The 21276-nt window shown below is 33.8% G+C and carries 21 protein-coding genes; 1 reads left to right on the top strand and 20 read right to left on the bottom strand.

Features of this window, described 5'->3' with window-relative positions; all coding sequences use genetic code 11:
• Nucleotides 1-155: 155 nt before the first annotated feature.
• The gene (locus tag D0817_RS09270) at nucleotides 156-1355 is read right to left on the bottom strand and encodes an ABC transporter permease (RefSeq protein WP_127338120.1); all 1200 of its coding nucleotides are present in this window, start codon (nucleotides 1353-1355) and stop codon (nucleotides 156-158) included.
• Between the two features lies 1 nt (nucleotide 1356).
• Entirely contained in the window at nucleotides 1357-1749 is a 393-nt protein-coding gene (gene rbfA, locus D0817_RS09265) for a 30S ribosome-binding factor RbfA (RefSeq protein WP_127338119.1), read from the bottom strand.
• A gap of 228 nt (nucleotides 1750-1977) precedes the next feature.
• Between rbfA and D0817_RS09260 the strand changes: the two genes are divergently transcribed.
• On the top strand, nucleotides 1978-2397 hold the full coding sequence (locus D0817_RS09260; RefSeq protein ID WP_127338118.1) for a CBS domain-containing protein: 420 nt from the start codon (nucleotides 1978-1980) through the stop codon (nucleotides 2395-2397).
• Nucleotides 2398-2439: 42 nt separating this feature from the next.
• Here the strand turns inward: D0817_RS09260 and D0817_RS09255 are convergent, their stop codons facing one another.
• The 18 genes from D0817_RS09255 to atpE all read right to left on the bottom strand — a co-directional run bounded on the left by D0817_RS09255 (nucleotide 2440) and on the right by atpE (nucleotide 21262).
• Nucleotides 2440-3693 (bottom strand): murein hydrolase activator EnvC family protein, encoded by a 1254-nt coding sequence (locus tag D0817_RS09255; RefSeq protein ID WP_127338117.1) that lies wholly within the window; start codon nucleotides 3691-3693, stop codon nucleotides 2440-2442.
• 23 nt (nucleotides 3694-3716) lie between these two features.
• Nucleotides 3717-4496 (bottom strand): lipoprotein insertase outer membrane protein LolB1, encoded by a 780-nt coding sequence (lolB1, locus tag D0817_RS09250; RefSeq protein WP_127338116.1) that lies wholly within the window; start codon nucleotides 4494-4496, stop codon nucleotides 3717-3719.
• A 12-nt stretch (nucleotides 4497-4508) separates the two neighbouring features.
• A complete protein-coding gene (locus D0817_RS09245) occupies nucleotides 4509-5858 on the bottom strand; it encodes a tetratricopeptide repeat protein (RefSeq protein ID WP_127338115.1) in 1350 nt (449 codons plus the stop codon).
• Nucleotides 5859-5898: 40 nt separating this feature from the next.
• Nucleotides 5899-6915, bottom strand: coding sequence for a sugar phosphate nucleotidyltransferase (locus D0817_RS09240; protein WP_127338114.1), 1017 nt, complete (start codon nucleotides 6913-6915; stop codon nucleotides 5899-5901).
• 87 nt (nucleotides 6916-7002) lie between these two features.
• Nucleotides 7003-7437, bottom strand: coding sequence for a dUTP diphosphatase (gene dut / locus D0817_RS09235; RefSeq protein WP_127338113.1), 435 nt, complete (start codon nucleotides 7435-7437; stop codon nucleotides 7003-7005).
• A 44-nt stretch (nucleotides 7438-7481) separates the two neighbouring features.
• Nucleotides 7482-8942: a lipopolysaccharide biosynthesis protein gene (locus tag D0817_RS09230; RefSeq protein ID WP_127338288.1), complete on the bottom strand. Its 1461-nt coding sequence runs from the start codon at nucleotides 8940-8942 to the stop codon at nucleotides 7482-7484.
• A gap of 91 nt (nucleotides 8943-9033) precedes the next feature.
• Complete coding sequence (locus D0817_RS09225; protein ID WP_127338112.1) at nucleotides 9034-9480, bottom strand: GNAT family N-acetyltransferase; 447 nt, start codon at nucleotides 9478-9480, stop codon at nucleotides 9034-9036.
• A gap of 573 nt (nucleotides 9481-10053) precedes the next feature.
• A complete protein-coding gene (locus D0817_RS09220) occupies nucleotides 10054-11559 on the bottom strand; it encodes an AAA family ATPase (protein ID WP_127338111.1) in 1506 nt (501 codons plus the stop codon).
• An 8-nt stretch (nucleotides 11560-11567) separates the two neighbouring features.
• Nucleotides 11568-12398, bottom strand: a complete 831-nt coding sequence (locus D0817_RS09215; protein WP_127338110.1) for an ATP-binding cassette domain-containing protein — start codon at nucleotides 12396-12398, stop codon at nucleotides 11568-11570.
• Nucleotides 12399-12400: 2 nt separating this feature from the next.
• The gene (locus D0817_RS09210; RefSeq protein WP_127338109.1) at nucleotides 12401-13171 is read right to left on the bottom strand and encodes an ABC transporter permease; all 771 of its coding nucleotides are present in this window, start codon (nucleotides 13169-13171) and stop codon (nucleotides 12401-12403) included.
• A 46-nt stretch (nucleotides 13172-13217) separates the two neighbouring features.
• Complete coding sequence (locus tag D0817_RS09205) at nucleotides 13218-15032, bottom strand: OmpA family protein (protein WP_127338108.1); 1815 nt, start codon at nucleotides 15030-15032, stop codon at nucleotides 13218-13220.
• Between the two features lie 27 nt (nucleotides 15033-15059).
• Nucleotides 15060-16181, bottom strand: a complete 1122-nt coding sequence (locus D0817_RS09200; RefSeq protein WP_127338107.1) for an MFS transporter — start codon at nucleotides 16179-16181, stop codon at nucleotides 15060-15062.
• A 2-nt stretch (nucleotides 16182-16183) separates the two neighbouring features.
• Nucleotides 16184-16858, bottom strand: coding sequence for a hypothetical protein (locus tag D0817_RS09195; RefSeq protein ID WP_127338106.1), 675 nt, complete (start codon nucleotides 16856-16858; stop codon nucleotides 16184-16186).
• A 478-nt stretch (nucleotides 16859-17336) separates the two neighbouring features.
• A complete protein-coding gene (gene atpG, locus D0817_RS09190) occupies nucleotides 17337-18197 on the bottom strand; it encodes an ATP synthase F1 subunit gamma (RefSeq protein ID WP_127338105.1) in 861 nt (286 codons plus the stop codon).
• Between the two features lie 91 nt (nucleotides 18198-18288).
• Nucleotides 18289-19866 carry a F0F1 ATP synthase subunit alpha gene (gene atpA, locus D0817_RS09185; RefSeq protein WP_127338104.1) on the bottom strand — a complete coding sequence of 526 codons (1578 nt, stop codon included), beginning with the start codon at nucleotides 19864-19866 and terminating at the stop codon, nucleotides 18289-18291.
• 38 nt (nucleotides 19867-19904) lie between these two features.
• Entirely contained in the window at nucleotides 19905-20438 is a 534-nt protein-coding gene (atpH, locus tag D0817_RS09180) for an ATP synthase F1 subunit delta (RefSeq protein ID WP_127338103.1), read from the bottom strand.
• Between the two features lie 4 nt (nucleotides 20439-20442).
• On the bottom strand, nucleotides 20443-20943 hold the full coding sequence (locus tag D0817_RS09175; protein ID WP_127338102.1) for a F0F1 ATP synthase subunit B: 501 nt from the start codon (nucleotides 20941-20943) through the stop codon (nucleotides 20443-20445).
• 127 nt (nucleotides 20944-21070) lie between these two features.
• Complete coding sequence (gene atpE / locus D0817_RS09170; protein WP_053472986.1) at nucleotides 21071-21262, bottom strand: ATP synthase F0 subunit C; 192 nt, start codon at nucleotides 21260-21262, stop codon at nucleotides 21071-21073.
• Between the last annotated feature and the right edge of the window lie 14 nt (nucleotides 21263-21276).

The raw sequence follows: 21276 nt of genomic DNA, 5'->3' as shown, positions 1-21276 counted from the left end.
GATAAAATTAGCCCAGATATAATAGATCTGAACTGAAGAAAAAAAAACGTAAGTATCCTAATTATTCGAAAAATAAAATAGGATTAGGCAGAAACAATCATAGACATGAATTTTTGAGAGGATAAATATAGGTAATTATTTTATATGGACGATTACTAATCCAATAGCTTTTTACTCACACGGCTACTGGCAATTAAAGAAGCCACAAAGCCAAGAGAAACAATAGTTCCCATCACAATAAGAACATTTTCTAACGTAAAAACGACAGGATATGCCAAAGTCGGCGTAATCATAATCAACTCGTATTTCTGTTGCAGCAGTACTAAAATAATCCCCAGAACAAGACCGATAATACCCCCGAAAACACTTAGTAAAGTTCCCTGAAGCAAAAATATCTTTCTCAGATTATTGATTTCTGTTCCCAAATTAAAAAGGGTTTTCAGATTTCCTTTTTTATCCAGAATCATCATGATCAAAGCACCGATCAGATTAAAAAGCGCGACGATAATTACCAGGGTAAAAATCAGGTAAACGGCTATGTTTTCGGTGTTGAGCATTTTATACAAAGACTCGTTGAGTTGTGCCCTGTTTTTTAAAGTGATCTTATTTTGAAAAATATTTTCTAATTTGGATTTGATGGCAGTTTCATCTGCATTCTCTTTCAGATTAAATTCAATTCCCGAAATCTGGTTGGGTTTGTAAAGCAATAATTCCTGTGCCAGTCCCAAATCAGTGAACACGTACTTTGAATCGAGATCTTCACTGATCGAATAAATTCCGACCGGTAAAACATCTGTTTTATTAAATGCTTCTTCGGGATTTTCAAAGGCTCCTTTTCCGGGTTTAGGGGCAAGGATCTGCAATGGATTTTCAAAATCAAGCAATCCCATAGAAAAATCCCTGGCGATTCCATAACCAACAACAACCTGATAACTGTCCGGTTTCAGCCATTGTCCGTTGAACAATTTCCTTTTGATGTCATTTACGACTACATAATTACTGTCAACTCCTTTGATGTACGTTACTTGTTGTTTGTCTTTAAAAATAAACAAAACACGTTCCTCGATAATTTTAGTATACGAAGCAACACCATCAACTTTCTTAATCTGGCTTTCCTGACCGGGTGTCAGCAAAAATGATTTTCCATAGGTACTGGTCATTTTTAAATCCGGGTCGATTTCATTTGTAAACGAAAGGCTAAACACTTTTAGTCCGCTAAAAACAGACAATACTACAAACAAAGCCATTGTACCAACGATAATTCCCATGCTGGCAATACGGTTGATAATATTTATAGCATTGTTTTTACTTCTGCTAAAAATGTAACGTTTGGCTATGTAAAGCGGAAAATTCAATTTATGACTTTCTTCTTTTGTCTAAAAGATCACGATTTTCGATAGGGTTTTCTCTGTTAGATAATGCGTTATCAATTTTCTCGATATAATCTAAAGAGTCGTCAATAAAGAATACCAGGTTTGGTACACGACGCAATTGCAAACGCACACGTTGAGATAAATCGTGTTTGATTAAAGTAGTATTCGATTTAATTCCTTCTAAAGTTTCCTTGGCTTTCTCCTGAGGAAAGATGCTTAAATATACTGTTGCCACTGATAAATCTGAAGTCACACTAACTTTGGATACCGAAATTACTAAATTATTAATTCCATTCTTTCGCACTTCACCTTGCAAAATATCAACCAAATCTTTTTGGATGACACCGCCTATTTTTTTCTGTCTATTTGTTTCCATACTGCAAAAATACTATTTTAAATTTCAATCAATACAATTTCAAATAAACAATAGAATGATTTTTGCATTCTTCTTTATTACAATTTCGATTTTAATTCGTTTTTCGATAAAATACCAAAGCAGCTTCTTTATGACCAGCGAAAAGCCTACCGTTTTGCAGGTGACAAAAATCATGTTTTATATAGGAAATATTTTACATATTTGACGCCAACAAAACAACTTTTAATTATGAAAAAAAGAGAACCGATCAGTCATATAATGACTACAAGTGTCGTTACCGTAAATCAAAATGATGAGCTCAAAGAAGTAGTCGAAAAACTAAAATCAAACTCGATTCGACACATTCCTGTTGTGAATGGTAACGAAGTTGTTGGTATTATAAGTCGTTCTGACATAAACAGATTAACCTTTGGCGCCTTGTTTGAGGGGCAGCAAGGGGCCGATGAAGCAATTCTTGAAATGCTTTCCATCGCACAAATAATGACTCACAAACCTAAAACAGTTTCGCCTGAAACCTGTATCAGGAATTTAGTTGAAATTTTTGCAAAAGAAGAGTTTCACGCCTTACCTGTGGTGGATAAAGGAATACTAAAAGGTATTGTGACCACAACTGATGTCATGCGGTATTTTTTAGAGCAATATGATTAAAAAATTTGACAAAAAAAAGGAGCTTCATTGAGCTCCTTTTTTTTATCTGTTTTGTAACCATCCTTCCGGATTGTTATTGGATGTATTCTGAAGAATCAAAAACTTAATAATTGTTTTCCCTGTGTCTCCACTGGTTCTGACTTTTCCGATACTTTGTTTGACATTTACCTTATCTCCTTTATTTACAAATACCTGACTCAGATTTTGATACACTGTAAAATAGTCTCCGTGTTGTATCATAACGGCTCTGTTTATTGGAGATAAAACCATAATACTGGAAACTTCTCCTTCAAATACCGCACGGGCATTTGCGCCTTGTTCGGTCGTGATCTCTACTCCTGAATTATGAACCGTTAATGATGGATACAGCGGGTGAGGCTGGTCTCCATAACCCAGTGAAATAAATCCTTTTTCTACCGGCCATGGTAATTTCCCACGATTTGCTTTAAAGTCTGCCGCCAAAATTTTTCCTTCCGGCGTTAATGCAATTTTAGAAGAGGAAACAGGTGCATTGGATGGTGCCGATCCCGGATTGTCTTTTGCTTTTTCAAGAGCTGCCTTTCTATTGGCCTCAGCAATAGCTTCACGAATCAAACGATCAATTTGTCGGTCAATTCTTTTGGCCTCCTGCTGTTTGCTTCTTGTGTCTGCAATAATTTTATTTTTATCTTTTTTAATGGAGTTTACCAGTTTTTGCTGTTCTTTTTTCTCAACTTCCAGGGCCAGTCGCTCTTTCTGATTTTCAGCAATAATTTTCTTTTTGTCCTGTCTCTGACCATTCAGCTTTGCATTGAAGTCTACTAATTGCGCCGTTTTAGACTGAATTTCCAATCCCTGGTTTTTTCTGAAATTCGTATATTGTTTTAAATATTGTGCTCTCTTATAGGCTTGTAAAAAACTCTCCGAAGATAAAATAAACATCGCCCTGCTTTGCTCAGAACGGCTTTTATAAGATTTGAGGATCATTTTAGCATAATCTTCCTTTAGTACTGTCAGTTCTCTTTTTAATTTATTAACCTTCATCTGATTAATATACATATCATTGCTCAGCAATTTTTCCTGCTTTGCTGTCGTATTGATCAGTTTTTCTTTCAGTTTAATTTTATTTGCCTGAATTAAAAATACATTTACCGCTGATTTTTCTTTTTTCTTTACGGATTGCAGCATTTTTTCGTTGTCTCTAATTTCCTGCTGAATCTGAGCTTTTCGCTGTTCAAGTTTTTCTTGTTGCGAATCTTGTGCCCACATTAGTGTAGTGGCGCATATAAAAATTAGGCTTAGGAGAAATTTTGGCATGTTTCTGTTTTCTTTTTGCAAATTTACTTAATTATAACCTTTTTATAGTCACTTGGTACGCTATAAGGAAAAGAAAGTTCTTCGTTGAATGTAATGTTGTTGTAATTTAAGTTTATATCTGTTTTTCCTTTTGGCTGAACCGCATTAATTTCGATTGCTGTTGGAATTATTCCCTGGTCAAACGTTTTTGCATCAGAATATCTGATCTCTAACATTCGGTTTTCCGAAGGTTGTGAAATTTGTTCTTTTTGAAGCAAATATTTTTCCGGTTCCAAAAAGAACGTTTTTTTAATATTTTTTTCCTTCTCATCCTCCAGACGGAAAAGATTTTCTACAATAGCCTGTGTATATTTTCCTTTTCTCAGGTCGTCTAAAGCTTCTCCGATCAATAAATTCTGCACTTTGCTGTAATCCAACTCTGTTCCCAGCCATTTGCTCAGGCTTGTAAAATCACCTTCATAGTACGTACTGTTTATTTTTTCATAATAACTTACAGCTGATGGTGTAATCAAGGCTTTGGCCATTGTAATTCCAAGAAAACGAACACTGATTAAAATCTGCTTGTCTTTTTCGATTTTAATTTCAGCAGAAACATTTTGGCTTTGCTTCTCATCAACATACCTGGCACTTGCTTTTATGTATAATGTCTTGAAATCTAACTTATTGTCATAATGTTTTTCAATTGCTTTTTTGTCTGTTTTTGCCTCGACAACTTCGGTCGTATTGTTTTGTACGGCAACCGCTTTGGATTTACAGGAAACCACAAAAACGGACACCAATAGTATGGCTATATATTTTTTCATCTACTTAGTTTTTTATTTTTTTTTCTTTAATACTTCATTTGCCTTCAAAAAGTATTCCTCTTTTTTCTTAGCATCTCCCAGCCCATTATAAGCCTCTCCTAACTGAATATTAAAATTTGCTTCCAGTTTTACATCATCAACGACATAATCAAGTCCCATTTCCAAAACGGTTTTTGCATTCTTAAATTGTTTCATTTGATTATTTCCTAAACCGGCATAGTAATAAAACTGTGGCTGACTCGGATAAACTTCAATCATGTACATGGCTCTTTTTGTCAAAGGCTCAAATTGTTTTGCCTGCGTGTAAGCTTCAAGCAAAAGCAAATTGGTTTCCCGATCTGTATCTGAATTCGATTTCAGCTCTTTTTCATAATACTTAATCGCGTTTTCAAATTGGTTTTTACTGTGATAAAATTTTCCGATTTCTTTTGCAACGTCAATTTCTTTATCATTGTCAAAATAAGAAATTGCTTTTTCCAGATCCGGAGCATACTGTGGATTTTTATTCACATAGATCAAAAACTCATTTAAGGTACGATGTTTTATTTTGGAATCAATTTTGGAACTTGACAAAATTACATTCATCGCCTTAATCGCTTTATCGGCCTGATTGGCATCTATATATCCTTTGAACAGACTCACTTGTGCCCATTCAGAAGTTGGAATTTCTTTGGCTAACTGCTTTGCAACATCTAAGGCTTTCTCCGTTTCCTCTCCTTTCGAATATAGAAAAATCAGGTTTATATAATTTGATTCTTCTTTCGGATTCTTTTTGATCTCACTGATCAGGTTACCAATCTCGGCATTCTGATATTTCCCCTGAGATAAAATCTGGTTTTTATAGATTTCACGATCCGATGATTTTCCAAACTTATCGTTCATTTCATTAATAGCAACCAGTGCTTTATCAAATTGATTGGTGATCATATACAACGTAATCAGATCATCTTTGTACTCTTCATCAAAAACAATAATTTTCTGAATGGTTTCAATGGCCAAAGGATAGTTTTTGGTCTCAAAACTTACATCATAAATTCCCGACCAGAACCATTTGTTTTTCGGATCGAGCTGAGTGGCTTTTTCGAAGGAATCCTGTGCGTTTCTATATTGTTTTAAAGCCAGATAATTTTTGCCTAATTCGAAATAAGCAACCGCATCATTCGGTTTTAGTTTAATACATTTCTCTAATGAAACAATAGCTTTGTCGTAATTTTCAATTCCTTTTTGCTTTAATGATTCGTAAAAAGAATCCTGGTACTGATCGGTAGCCATAGCAATATCTTCCGGTTCGATCTGAGCCATAACTGAAGCTGTATTGCCTAATAAAGCAAAAAATAAAATTACTAAAAACCCTTTTTTCATCCTTTTTTATAATTCTATTTCTAATTAAAAAATCCCGGAACTATTCCAAAACAGAATAATCACCAATGCTGATACTGGTAAACTTACCATCGTAACTAACGTGATTTCCTATCATAGCATTGTCTAAGTTAGCATTTTTAATTTGGGAATAGGTCTGCACTAAGCTATTTTTAACAGTACTGTCACTAACATGGCATCCCTTTCCTAAAGAAACATTTGGGCCTACGGTTGCATTTTTCAACACTACGTTTTCGCCGATATAACAAGGCGGAATGATTGTTGAATTTTCTAATACTACATTATAATCTACTAAATGCTCGCCGTCATTATGTAAAAATCCCAGCATTCTTGTATTCGTTTCAACGGTTACATCTTTGTTTCCGCAGTCCATCCATTCATCAACACTTCCGGTTTTAAAAACTTTTCCGTTGGCCATCATTGCCTTAATTCCGTCATTAATTTGATATTCTCCTCCATTTTGGATGTTATTATCCAAAACATTCTGCAACTCTTTTTTCAAATCACCAACTTCCTTAAAGTAATAAATACCAATAACTGCTAAATCACTTACAAACTCTTTTGGTTTTTCAACCAGTTCTATGATTTCATTATTCGTATTCAATTTTACAACTCCAAAAGCTTCCGGTTGTTCTACTTGTTTTACCCAAATTACAGCATCTGCCTGTGGATCTAATTCAAAATCTGCTCTGATTAAAGTATCGGCATACGCAATTACAGCTGGTCCTGAAAGGGATTCTTTGGCACACATGATAGCGTGTCCGGTTCCTAAAGGTAAATCCTGACGGTAAATAGATGCTTTTGCCCCTAAGCTTCCGGCTAGTTCTTCTAAACTGGCCACAAGATCATCTCCAAAAAAAGCCGGATCGCCCAATATAAATGCAACCTCTTCAATAGGTTCTTTTAATATTTCAGCAATATCTTCAACCAAACGATGTACAATTGATTTTCCTGCAACAGGAATTAATGGTTTGGGAACAGTTAAAGTATGTGGTCTAAGCCGCGATCCGCGACCTGCCATTGGAACGATTATTTTCATTTGTCTTTATTTTTTATGGGAAGATTTAAAAATCTTCAATTGGTTTGGTCTGTTGTAAAGTTTGTGACTGAAAGCTGGGACTGCAGACTATTTTACGCCCGTGCTTCCAAAACCACCTTCGCCTCTGGAAGTTACTGAAAGCTCTTCAACTTCAATCCACTCCGCTCTTTCATGTCTGGCAATAATCAATTGTGCAATTCTTTCTCCGTTTTCAATTACAAAAACTTCATTTGATAAATTTACTAAAATTACGCCTATTTCGCCTCTGTAATCAGCATCTACAGTTCCGGGTGAATTTAAAACCGTAACCCCTTTTTTGGCTGCAAGGCCGCTTCTTGGTCTCACCTGTGCTTCGTATCCGATTGGTAATTCAATAAAAAGTCCCGTTTTTACAATAGTTCTTTCCAATGGTTTTAATGTTATTGATTCATTCAGATTAGCACGTAAATCCATTCCCGCCGAAGCAATTGTTTCATAGTTCGGAAGGTCGTGCTGTGATTTATTGATTATTTGTATTTTCATTTTTTATTTAAAATCTTAAAAACAAAATTGGTTTTGCACCAATCTTATTTCCTATTTATAATTCCTTTGATGGTGTCTTTTTCGTTGTGGTACACAAAGTAAATAAAGACTAAAAGTAACGGGATTCCAACATAATATTTTTCCCTGAATCCGTAAAAAGAGATAGCAGAAAACAGAATTGAAATGCCCAGATAAGCGCCAATTTTTTTCATATCATATGGTATCGGATAATATTTGTTTCCTAAAACATAGGATATCAGCATCATGGATCCATAAGCAGAAATTGTAGCGATTGCCGATCCGTAATAACTGTATTTTGGAATCAGCAAGTAATTCAAAACCAATGTTACAATAGCTCCGACAATAGATATGTACGCTCCGATTTTAGTCTGATCTGTAAGTTTATACCAAACCGATAAGTTATTGTAAATTCCCAAAAAGAAATTGGCCAGTATAATGAGAGGAACTACTTTCATGGCTTCCCAGTAGGATTTATTATCCAGTAAAAGAAACTTTAAAAAGTCTGCAAATACGATAACTCCCAATAAAATCAGGGAACCAAAAATGACAAAATATTTCGTGATAACGGCATATGTCTGAGGGGCATTTGCATTTTTGGAATGACTAAAAAAGAAAGGTTCAATGCCCAGTCTGAAAGCCGTTGCAAACAAAACCATAAATAAACCTAATTTATAACAGGCCGAATAAGCCCCAACCTCAGATTTCGCTAAGTTTTCGGGCAACAGATAACCAAGTAAAATTTTATCAAAATGTTCGTTAACGGCGAAAGCAAGTCCTGCGACCAGAATTGGCAAACCGTATTTCATCATTTTTTTCCAAAGAACCGGATCAAATTTTCGTCCAAGCGAAAGATAATTTGGCGATAAAACCACGAAGGTGGCTAAACTGGCCAGTAAATTAGCAATGAAAATATAAGCAATCTGAAAGTTCTCTACATATAAGTTATCCCACACAGAATTAGGATGAGAGGCTGCCAGTTTTGGTAAGTATATTAAAAAGAAAAAATTCAGTACCATATTAATTACCACATTTCCAATTTTAATGGCGGCATACACCATTGGCCTCTGATTGGCCCTTAACTTAGAAAATGGCACTAAAACCAATGCATCCAAAACTAAAATCCATACAGAATAGGTAATATATTGGGTGTCAACTTCGGCCCAGTTGGCCAGCGTATTTCTGAAAATTAAGGCTGCGAACAAAAATCCTATTGAGGACCAGAAAATAGATATGGTAGAAGTTGCGATGACATTTTTCTTATCTTCTTCAGCGCTGTAAAACCTAAAAAAAGCAGTTTCCATTCCGTACGAAAGTACCACATTAAAGAACACCATCCAGGACAAAACGATGGAAACTTCTCCATACTCTGCTGTTGGTAAAATACCCGTGTACAATCTCACTAACAAAAAACTTAGCATTCGCGGCAAAACCGTCGCTAGTCCGTAAATAGCAGTTTGTTTAAATAGATTTTTATATAATCCCAAAATATGTTTGTAATAAAGTTTGTGAAACAAAAATAACCATTTCTTTGGTTAATTATTGTATTTGTTGATTCAATAAAAACGTAAAGATAATTTATACTGTTAATTTTTTTTCATCTAAGATTTTAACAAAATGAAATCCCTTTGGGCCATATCCCTGGTTATAATAAAATCGATGTGCCGGAAAATTTCCCGTGAAGGCGTCCAATACGATGCTGCTGCAATTTAAACCTATTGCTTTTTGTTCGATATAATCGGTCAGTAACTTTCCTATTCCCTTTGATCGCTGATTTGGGTTTACAACAAAATTGTCAATTTCCAGATATTTACCGGTCCATAATTTAGTAGCTGACCAGCAGCCTGTTATTCCTACACAGGTTTCACCTTCAAAAACCCCAATCTGAATATAATTACGCGGCACCATCTCGGAAAGGTAGGCTTCGTATTTTTCAAGAGAGAGATTTGGATAAAGAAATCTCATGGTTTCGATCTGGAGAAGCATTTCCGGAATAGTAGTTAGTTCTAGTATTTGTAAGTTCATGATTTTAAAAATTAATCACCAAAAATACTCAATTTTTTTCATGCTGATTATAAAACTAAAAGCTCCATATGTGAAATATATAAATATTTGCTAAAAATTATGTAAGTTATTTTGACTCTTTCCTTCTTAAATTTGCTTCACAGGGATTGAGAAAGCTAAATACAACCCTTATAAAAAAGGAAGCACTGGGACTGATAAAGCTTGTTTGTTCCCATAAAAGACAAAGCACAAGGGATTGATTCTGCTGAAATGTAACCCTAAAAAAACAGAGCATTGGGACTGATAAAGCTAGTTTGTTCCCATAAAAGACAAAGCACAAGGGATTGATTCTGCTGAAATGTAACCCTTAAAAAAACAGAGCATTGGGACTGATAAAGCTAGTTTGTTCCCATGAAAGACAAAGCGTTGCAGGATGTTCTATATTCTGCCAATAAATTTTAAAATGGTATTGATTCTCGGTTTTTGAATGAATCGGGAATTACCATTTTAAAAATCTAAAAAATCTAAGAAACTATTATAAGTAAAAAAGGGTCAACAATTGTTGACCCTTTTTTGTTTCTTAAATTTATTAAACTAATATTTTATTTCTATCTCTTTTAATTCTGGAATATCCTCTTCTATAAGTGTTTTAAAAGTCTTGTTACTGATTTTTTTTAATTTAACAATTCGATTTGCCTGATTTTGAATGCATTTTTCAAATATGTTTCGGACTGTTCTTGCATTACCAAAACTATCATCTTTCTTTTCCAATAGTAAATTAAAAATATCTATAAGTTTTTCTTTCGCTTCCTCAGAAACAGTGAAATCTGATTTAACGCAAAATGATTCAAAAATTTGAAATAATTCAGTTGAATTAAAATGATCAAAATAAAAATATCTATTAAAACGAGAACGTAATCCTGGATTTGATTCTATAAAATTTTTCATTGGTTCAGTGTATCCGGCAACCACTACAGCCAAATCTTCCCGATTATCCTCCATCCTTTTTAGTAACGTATTTACTGCTTCAGTACCATAATCATTACCAAATGCATTTTGAGTTAACGCATAAGCTTCATCAACAAATAAAACTCCACCAAGACTTGACTGTACTGCACTATCAACTTTTGCAGCAGTCTGGCCTACATACCCTGCTACCAAACCTTCTCTATCTGTCTCATACATCTGGCCTTTAGATAAAAACCCTAAATGTTTAAAAATTCTGCTTAAAAGTCTGGCTACAGATGTTTTTCCTGTACCTGGCGGACCCAGAAAAACTGTATGCAAAGTTATTTCGACATTTTTTAGTCCCTGCTGAGAACGCTTTTTTTGTACTTCAAGCAAATTAATAAGTTCCGAAACATCTCTTTTTACTTCGGCTAAACCAACTAATTCGTTTAGTTCTTTAAGTACTATTTCCAGTGTATCTTCTTCAGCAATAGTGTTTGATTTTTTTTTATCGGTATTTGATTTTTTTAAATTTAAACCTAAATAATTGCTGAAAACTAGTGTGTTTTCAAACTTTTTATCAAATGCAAAATGAATGAAATTTTGATATTTCAATAAGATTTCTTCTAGTTTAATATGTTTTTTTTCAGACAATACTTCCGGTAATAAACACTGGTTTTGCTGTGCATTTGAGGACTTTATTCTATTTTCTTCTTTTATTTTTAAAAGAAGGTTTTTAAAATCGACTGTAGAAACGAGTTGATTCAGTTCGTTTATGGAATTTTCATTCGCAAAATGTTTGTTTCGTAAAGCATCGTAATAATAGGCCAGAACAAACTGTGATTTTGCACTTTTTTCCTCCGGTTGTTTGTCATAAAGATCAATAATATCCGAAAGAAAAAAATGTTCTGCTTTAAACAATAAACCTTTAGAAAAAACAGGATTTACGCCTTCATTCAATTTATGAATAAAATTCATATCTTGATTTAAGGTGCTGCAAATTTGAAGAATACTTGCCGTTTCCTTTTGTAGATCACTAATAAATGAAGCCGTAAAAACGGCCTCATTAGAATTTATATTTGTTTCTAGATATCTTTTTAGAGATAAAAATGAATCTTCCAGAATTGATATTGGATTGTTTTTTTTTGACATATACTAATTTAAGAAATCATCATTTGATGAATAATCTCTTTTGATAATTTTTGATGATCATCACAATAATCTTTCCAGGACAATCCCATGTCTCTTAGATCATATTTTGCCACAATTGTTCCGTAGTTTTCTTTTTTTCCGTTAACGGTTGGATGCCCAATAACATAAATGATTTGAGCCAGCTCAATTGCTAATTCTATATCATGTGTAGAAAAAATAACCGTATTATAGTCTGAAGTGTTACTCAATAATTCAAAAGATTTTTTTACTTCTGCAATATTTCCGACATCTAATCCTGAAAAAGGCTCATCTAAAACAATAAACTGATCCGATGAAAACAATTGTTCTATAATTGCTGTTCTTTGTCTTTGTCCACCGGAAAGTTCATTAGGATATTTGTCTGCACAATTTTCTAATCCCCATTCTTTTAAGTATTCATTTATTTTAGCATCCTTTTCAGTATTAGAAAGTGTGGTTTTTCTTAACGAAAATTTCAATGCCTGTGTTACCGTTTTGTGTCTGAACAAAGTATATTTCTGATCTACAAAACCAATATCACCCTCGTTCACCGATTTAGCAGCATTAGGTTCTTTATTTTCAAAATTCCTAATTAATATTTTACCCGAATGCAACGGAATTAATCCTGTCAATGCTTTAAAAAAAGTTGATTTTCCTCTACCCGATCTTCCCACAAAAGCAATCACTTGCCCTGTATAATCTACTCCATCCCGAACTACATCTTTTTCTATAAGGCTAATATCTTTTATAATAACGTTACCATCATAGGCAACACTAAGATTTTCTACATACAAAAGCGTCTCTTTATATTCGTGTTTCATGATTATATTTTTGAATATCTAAATAGTGCTTTTCTTAAATAATTTATTCCTGCATCTAAGCCTAGCCCTATTAATAAAATGATGATTTGAAGTGCAATAATTCGTCCTGTATTCATAAATTTATCAGAGTTTTTTATCAAAAACCCTAATCCTCCAGAAGCAACAACAATTGATTCTACTGTAACAAGCATCATCCAGGTAATTGCAAGATTTTGTCTGATCACATCAATTACATAATCTATTCTTCCTAAAATAATAACCTGCCACAGCACTTCCCATCGCGTACATTTAAGCATTTTGGCATGATCAAATTCTTCTTCCGGAATATCTTTAATAACGGCAATCAAGGATGTCGTTAAAAATGTAGTTAAGAAAATTACTAAAATCCAAACCTGCATTGTTCGGGCTTCATGAATTACCATTGTGATGTAAAATGAAAGTCCGGTAAAAGGTAAAAATCTAAATTTTGTTATAAATTCAGAAATTGATTTTAACAATGGGATTGGCCATGCATAAGCAAAGAACAAAGAAATTATCGTGGCTAAAAAAATAGAGATAAAACATAATTTCAATGAATTGAAAATATGTACCACCAAACCTTCTTTATACAAATCTGTAAAACCAGTTAAAACCTGAGCAGGAGATGGAAAAAGATGCTTTTCACCAGCTGTTGTGGCAAACCAAATAACAATCAAAAGGACCAGCCACCCTATTAAAATAAGTGTTTTGTTGAGTTTTGATATTTTTTCAAAGGGAGTTAAAATTTTTATCATATCCAGAATAAAGGCTACCTGTAAAGATAGCCTTTTGTATTTGTTTTTATTTTAAGAAAGTGATAACCACACGTCTGTTTGATGCTTTCCCTGAAGCAGAGTTATTGTCTGCTATAGGATCATTTTGACCTTTTCCGTCAATTAATTGAAAACGATTTGCAGGAATACCTTTTTGTTTTAGATAATCTACAACTGCTTGTGCTCTACTTTTTGACAAAGCTAAATTAGCATTTGGATTTCCAACATTATCAGTATGTCCAACAACAGTTAATTTTGTATTCTCAGCCTGAACTAAAAGGTTGTAAATTTTTTCTACTTCTTTACTTGATGAATTTGAAATTTCAGCACTTCCGGTATTAAAATTAATTTTCCACTCTCCGGAAGCTACAACCTCTTTTGCCTCATTACTATAATCTGCTTTATCTGCAGAAGTTGATTCGATGTCATTGATGTTTTTCAGAAAAAACAAATTCACTGCCTGATCGTAAGGAACAACCGCTCCAACATTTTCATTAAATCCAAACGGATTCAATTCCGTTAAATATCCTGAAACCTGATTGTAAACAGATTTGTATCTGTTTACACCATCAGATAGACCAAAATATTGCATCGCATCAGCATAATTAAATACTTTTGAACCACCCATATTATAAGTCAATCCAGCTTTTGTTCCTTGTTGTCCTTTAAACATTTTGTACCAATAGTCAGCTGTTTCAATTTTATACGTATCAGCAACTGCCTGAGAAGCTCTTACTTTCCAATCTTCATAATTTTTCATTTGATTTGAAGCCGTCAGTGCCGATTTCAAAATATTAGAAACTATATCAGGATTTTTCACTGCCCATTCTTTCACACCTATAAGAGCTGTTGGCATTTGGTTATTGAATTCTTTTGTAGAAACAATATCAACAAAACCATTCAGTTTATCAAATACGGTTTTATCTCCAGGTGTCCAGGTCGCGCATCCATCGATTTTTCTATTAACTGATTTTCCTGTTAACTTACCGTTTACTACTTCTTTTAAAGTAACTGTCCAGCCTGTTGTTTGAGATTTGATCAATTCTTCAGCCGATTTAATGTAATCGTCATTTTCTGATGGATAAATATTTACCGCTTCCGCATCGTAAGTTGTTGGATCCGGATTTACTTTTAATCCGTTTGCAAAACAATAATTTACAGTTGTAACCCAGTCACCATCTCCAAGAACGGCAGATATAACAGCCCCTTTCATAGATTTTGGATCTGACTTCCAACTTGGAGGCCCGATTAATTTATCTTCACCGTAACTCATACCCACAACGCCCATAACTTGTAAGTGGTACTTATCTTTTCCGTATTTTTCGTCTAATGACTTTTGCACAGAACTAATATAAAATGGTGCGCCATCACCCATAATCATAACTGCAAAAATACTTTTATCTGAAGAAGGAAAATCTTCACCCTTATCAAATTCTTCAATAAATTTCATTTGCATGTTACGCAATTCCGAAAGCCAGTCCTGACGAATAATTTCAAGATTTACTCCGTTTTTTTCCATTAATGACCCCTTTGTTGTTTTTGGGCCACCATTAGAAACAATAATTCCAGACTGAGCATTCCAGGCATAACCTCCAATTCTTACTAAAGGTTTATTTGAAACTTCTGATGATATTTCTGTTGACGGAAGTTCAATTTTTGCAGCATTGGTAACGTTATTAACATCTGTTTGATTCAGCTCTATTCCGTTTAGCTGCTTTGAAACTGCCGTTTTAATTCCAGGAGATAAATAGTAAACTCCCCCTAAAATTGCACCAATTCCTGCAATAACAATTATTAATTCAGAAAACGTAGTTAACTTTTCTGTTCTTAAAATTTTTCCCATTTTTATATAAAAATTAAATTTATTGTGTTAAAAAATATCCCCAAAACCACCACCGGATAATTTATCTTCCTTGGTCATTTTATAATTTGGATTTGTATATTTTGTTGAATCCGGAATGGTATTATCCCCTGTTTTAATTTCATCTGCTAATGAATCTAATCTTGAATACAGTTCATCATTATCAACAGAATATTTAGATGTTAAGGCATCAATATCAATTAAATTTTCAGAAGTTTTAGCAATATCCTGAGCAATAGTAGAAGTTACCACTTCTAAAGCGTATTCTAATTCCCAATCTTTAGTAAACAACATTGCGCTTTTAGCGCTTTCTGTAGCTTCTTTAGCGTTTTTGGCAAATTCATATTCTTTTTGAAGCATCTTTACCGTAACATCAAAATCTGCAATTTTAATATCAATAGCCGTTCCTGCTAAAGTAAGTTTACGATCCATTTTTCCTAAAACGTTGGCACGAATACCATACTTTTGAATAAAACTTTTGCTTTGCTCATATTGTGTCGAAACTCTTTGGGAGTCACTCAGTTTTCTTGCTAATTCACTTTGCAGCGCTACATATTCATCAGTATCTTTTGCAGCAGCTCCATTTTGCCTAACCATTTCATCCATAGCTGATTTCAATTTTTCAGACTGACGCTGTAGACTCAAAACCTCTTCCTGAAATGATTTCGCCTCTTTTTCAGACTTGTTGGCTTCAATTTCCATTTCATTCTTAAGACCTTTTAGCTTTGCTTTTGTGTTCTTAAAAACTTCACGGTTTTTAATCATTTTTTGTTTTTGCTCCTCTAATTCATTAAAAGGATTACTCTGAATTAATGCTTTATGAAGGTTCTTTGTCGTAAAACGAAGTGCTTTCATTATTACAGGGGCCATCATAACTAAAAATACTAAAAATACTCCTGTAGCTGATAAGGCAATCGCCTGTCCCAGCATTGTAAATAATGGCGGAATAATGTAAGTCCAGATTAAATACCCGCCAACTCCTAATAAACCAATTGCCAAAGCCAGAAACAATGATTTTTCTCCTTTTTTAAGTGCTCCGGATTTTAAAGCAATTTCTCCTTTAGACTCATCAAAATGCTTAAGTATCGGCAGTGTTAAAAGTGTACTTCTTTCTTGTTCGTATTTATCCATTATTACAAATATTGATTAATTCCTGTTATTACAGTATTGATTGAGTTTAAGATTTTTTGTTTAGCTAGATCGTTAGCATCCATTTTTAACTGAATTTCCGAAAGCTGTTCCATATTTACCGGATCAATCTTTTGAATTTCGATTTTTTTAGCTTCCAACTCCTTTTGAAGTTCAATAATTTTGGTTTCCAGGTCAGAAATACTTTTAGCTAAATTATATTTTTCTTTGGTTATAGTATTATCTAAATCTGCTTTTTTAGTTTTACCAATCGTATCATATTTTGCATATACTTTCTCGATCTCTGTAATATAGTAGCTGCCTTTTTGTAAAAGAAATTCTTTTGTTAAATCAGGCTTAATAGTTTTACCCATAGTAAAAGCCATCTGATAACTCTGCGGATTTGTTACTCCCACAGCAAGAACAGACTTATAAAGTTCGAAAAAATCAAAACCAGGCTCATTTAACGATTCAAAGCCTTTGTCATAAACTTCAAAAATTTCATTTAAAAAGGGATTTGTCAACGAATTTGTCGGAAATGATTCTGTACTTTGATTTGGAAATTTGTTACCAGAGCTTGGTGAAACGGGAGTCGATGGTTGAGTTGCAACTTTTCCTTCTGAGGTATCAGTTTCTTCATTAATAAAGAGACTCTTCCAATTAAAACTTTCTTTTGCCATTGTTTTTAGTTAATCTATTTTTAATAACTTTTCGGTTGTTAAATGTTATACGTAGAAAGCGTTAAAAAGTTACTAATTTTAAAAGTATAAATATATACTTTTTTACAATTAAAACGTAACTGATTTATAATGAGCTCCGTTTCTTGCCATTTAACTTTTACAAAATGGAACTAAATTAATTGTTGAAACAACTCAGCTACTAAATGACAAAAAAAAATTAAAATAATTTTCCTTATAATTCAATGTCCATATCTTAATTCTTTCCTGATTTCTAACTTTTAATTTGACCTATATATTTTAAAAAAAACAGATCTCAAATGTACTCAAAAAATGTCTTTTTTTTAAGCAATATTCGAAAGTATTTGTAAGTTATTTCTTTTATTTTAAGATTAACTGTAATGTTTAACTAAACGTTGTTTGATATAACAAAAAAAGAGCCGACAATTAATTGTCGGCTCTTTTTTATATGTTTTAAAAATTATCCGTTCAAAGCTTCTGCTCCACCAACAATCTCTAAGATTTCGTTTGTAATAGCTGCCTGACGTGCTTTATTGTAAGTCAATTTCAATTGGTTTCTCAATTCAGTTGCGTTGTCAGTTGCTTTATGCATTGCTGTCATACGCGCTCCGTGTTCTGAAGCAAATGAATCGCGAATTCCTTTATATAATTGTGTTTTTAATGATTTAGGAATCAAAGTCAATACAATTTCTTCTTTTGAAGGCTCAAAAATATAATCGGCTGCAGCAACCGGAACTTCCGTTTTAATTGGAGCCAATGGTAAAAACTGTTCTACCTGAACGATTTGAGTAGCAGCATTTTTAAACTGATTGTAAATCAATTCAATTCTATCGTACTCTCCGGAAAGGAATTTTTCAGTTAATTTTTCTGCAATTGAAGCTACATTATCAAAAGTCAAATGATCAAAAATTGCATTATGATGACCGTGAATTGTATGTGTTTTAGCCAGAACGTCGTTTCCTTTTTTACCTATTGGAAAAATATCAACTTGTTTTCCTTCATAAAACAAACTACGATTTTTAGCTTCTTTAATAATATTAGTATTAAATGCTCCACACAAACCTCTGTTTGAAGTTATAGCAACAAGCAATACTTTTTTTACTTCACGTTGTGTTGTGTAATCACCTCCAACTTCACCATCAAGAGAAGCAGAAAGGTTTTGCAACAGCTCTGTTAATTTCTCGGCATAAGGGCGCATTGCAGTGATTGCATCTTGTGCTTTCTTAAGCTTTGCAGCAGAAACCATTTTCATAGCCGATGTAATCTGCATCGTCGATGAAACGGAAGTAATTCTATTACGGATTTCCTTTAAATTTGCCATTTGTTAATTAAAAAATGTGACAATTTGAAAATTAGATAATTAGAAAGTCTCCTAAGATATTTTCTAATTATCTAATTAACGAATTATCTAATTAGATATATTTTGCTGAAATTTCTTTTGCTGCTTTTTCAATAACATCAGTAATGTTATCATCTAACTTACCAGCTTTCAACGCGTTAAGCGTATCTTTATGTTTGCTGTTTAAGTAAGCCAAGAAATCAGCTTCGAATTCTTTTACTTTATTTACAGGAACGTTTCTCAATAAGTTTTTAGAACCTGCGTAAATAATAGCTACCTGATTTTCTACTGTATAAGGATCGTTCAATCCTTGTTTAAGAATTTCAACGTTTCTTTTACCTTTTTCAATTACATTTAAAGTAACAGAATCTAAGTCAGAACCAAATTTAGCGAAAGCTTCCAATTCACGGAACTGAGCCTGGTCTAATTTTAAAGTCCCGGAAACTTTTTTCATTGATTTAATCTGAGCATTACCTCCAACACGAGATACAGAGATACCTACGTTGATGGCAGGACGAACTCCGGAGTTGAACAAATCTCCATCTAGGAAAATCTGACCATCTGTAATCGAAATTACGTTTGTTGGAATATAGGCAGAAACGTCACCAGCCTGAGTTTCGATAATTGGCAATGCAGTTAATGAACCACCACCTTTTACGATAGACTTGATAGAATCTGGTAAATCGTTCATGTTTTTAGCAATTCCGTCATCAGCAATTACTTTACAGGCACGCTCCAATAAACGGGAGTGTAGGTAGAAAACGTCTCCAGGATATGCCTCACGTCCCGGTGGTCTTCTTAATAAAAGAGAAACCTCACGGTAAGCAACAGCTTGTTTAGATAAATCATCATACACAATAAGTGCAGGACGACCTGAATCTCTAAAGTATTCTCCAATTGCAGCACCTGCGAAAGGAGCATAAACTTGCATTGGAGCAGGGTCAGAAGCATTAGCTGCCACAATAACAGTATAAGCCATTGCACCTTTTTCTTCTAACATTTTAGCGATTCCTGCTACAGTTGAAGCTTTTTGCCCAATTGCAACATATATACAGAATACAGGTTTTCCTGCATCGTAAAATTCTTTTTGATTTAAGATGGTATCCAGACAAACAGTTGATTTACCTGTCTGACGGTCACCAATTACAAGCTCACGTTGTCCACGACCAACCGGGATCATAGCATCAACTGCTTTTACTCCTGTTTGTAATGGTTCAGTAACTGGCTGACGGAAGATAACACCAGGTGCTTTTCTTTCTAAAGGCATTTCGTATAAGTCTCCGCCGATTGGTCCTTTTCCATCAATTGGAAAACCAAGAGTGTTTACTACACGTCCTACCATTTGCTCACCTACTTTAAGAGAAGCAATACGTTGTGTTCTTTTTGCTGTTGATCCTTCTTTGATTCCTGTTGATGGCCCTAAAAGTACCACACCAACATTGTCTTCTTCAAGGTTCAATACAATAGCTTCAAGTCCGTTATCAAATTCAACTAACTCACCATATTGTACATTCGATAGCCCGTAAATACGAGCAATACCATCTCCAACTTGAAGTACTGTTCCTACTTCCTCCAGCGTAGCACCAGATTCAAAACCTTCTACTTGCTTTCTTAATATTGCTGAAATTTCAGCAGGTTTGATTTCCGCCATCTTAATTTATAATTTAGACACTTTTATGTGTGATAAAACTAATTACTTAACTCTCTTTTTAATACTTGTAATCTGTTTGCAACAGAAGCATTGTATTGTTGATCCCCTATTCTTAAAATAAATCCTCCAATAATTGCCGGATCAACTATATTTTCTATTGTTATTTTCTTATCTGATAATGTTGCTACTTTTGCTAAAACTTTAGCTTCTAAAGCTGCATCCATAGGAATAGCTGTTGTAACTTTTGCTACTTCAACACCATTACTTTCGTCAAATACTCTGCTGTATTCTACTGCAATTGCATCCAGAATTTCGAATCTTTTGTTTTCAAATAATAAATGAAACAACCCTTTAGTTACTCCATTTACCTCTGCAAAAACTTCTAAAAGAGCACTTTCCTTAACTTCAACCTTTGTAGTTGGGTTTTGGATAAATGCACTTAATTCTAAATTGCTTTCAATTGTTGAGGCAATTGACTTCATATCGTTGTTTACAGCTTCGGCAACCCCCTTAGAGTTTGCTAAGTCCAGAATTGCTTTTGCATAACGAATTGCTGCTCTTGTACTTGCCATAATCTTAGTTTAACTTTACATCACCTAACATTTTCTCTACTAATTTAGTCTGAGATTCTTTGTTAGATAATTCTTCTTTCAACAATTTTTCAGCAATGCTTAATGATAAAGTTGAAACTTGTGATTTCAATTCAGCCATTGCAGCATTTTTTTCGCTTTCGATAGCAGCTTTAGCCTGCTCAATCATTTTTTGACCTTGAGCTTGTGCTTCGTTTTTAGAATCAGCGATCATTTTCTCTTTCATTTCGCGAGCTTCTTTCAACATCGCGTCACGTTCTGCACGGGCCTCATTCAAAATTCTTAAATTGTCAGCCTGCAGGTTTTGCATTTCCTGTCTTGCACTTTCAGCAGAAAGCAATGCATCCTTAATACCTTGTTCTCTGTCATTAACTGCATCAAGAATTGGTTTCCAGGCGAATTTTTTTAACAAAAATATCAATCCAACAAATATTAATACTTGCCAAAAGAACAAACCGAACTCGAACTGATTTATTAACTTATCCATTATATATAATTATAAATTTTAAATTATGTCTTTTTAAATTACTCTTTGAAAAGCAATTTTAATGTTTTAATTTTTAAAACAATAGTTACAACCAACCGTTGCAACTATTGTTTTTTTTGTGTTTTAATTAAGCAGCAAATAATGCAGCGAAACCAATACCTTCAATAAGTGCAGCTGCGATAAGCATAGCTGTTTGGATTTTTCCTGAAGCTTCTGGCTGACGTGCAATAGCGTCCATTGCTGAACCACCAATTCTACCAATACCTAATGCAGCTCCGATTACGATTAATCCTGCTCCTATGAAATTTAAACCGTTCATATGTATATATATTA

This window comes from Flavobacterium cupreum, from assembly GCF_003996965.1.
Classification (GTDB): Bacteria; Bacteroidota; Bacteroidia; order Flavobacteriales; family Flavobacteriaceae; genus Flavobacterium; species Flavobacterium cupreum.
The sequence above is the reverse complement of the archived record's forward strand: the minus strand, read 5'-3'. Positions and strand labels throughout refer to the sequence as shown.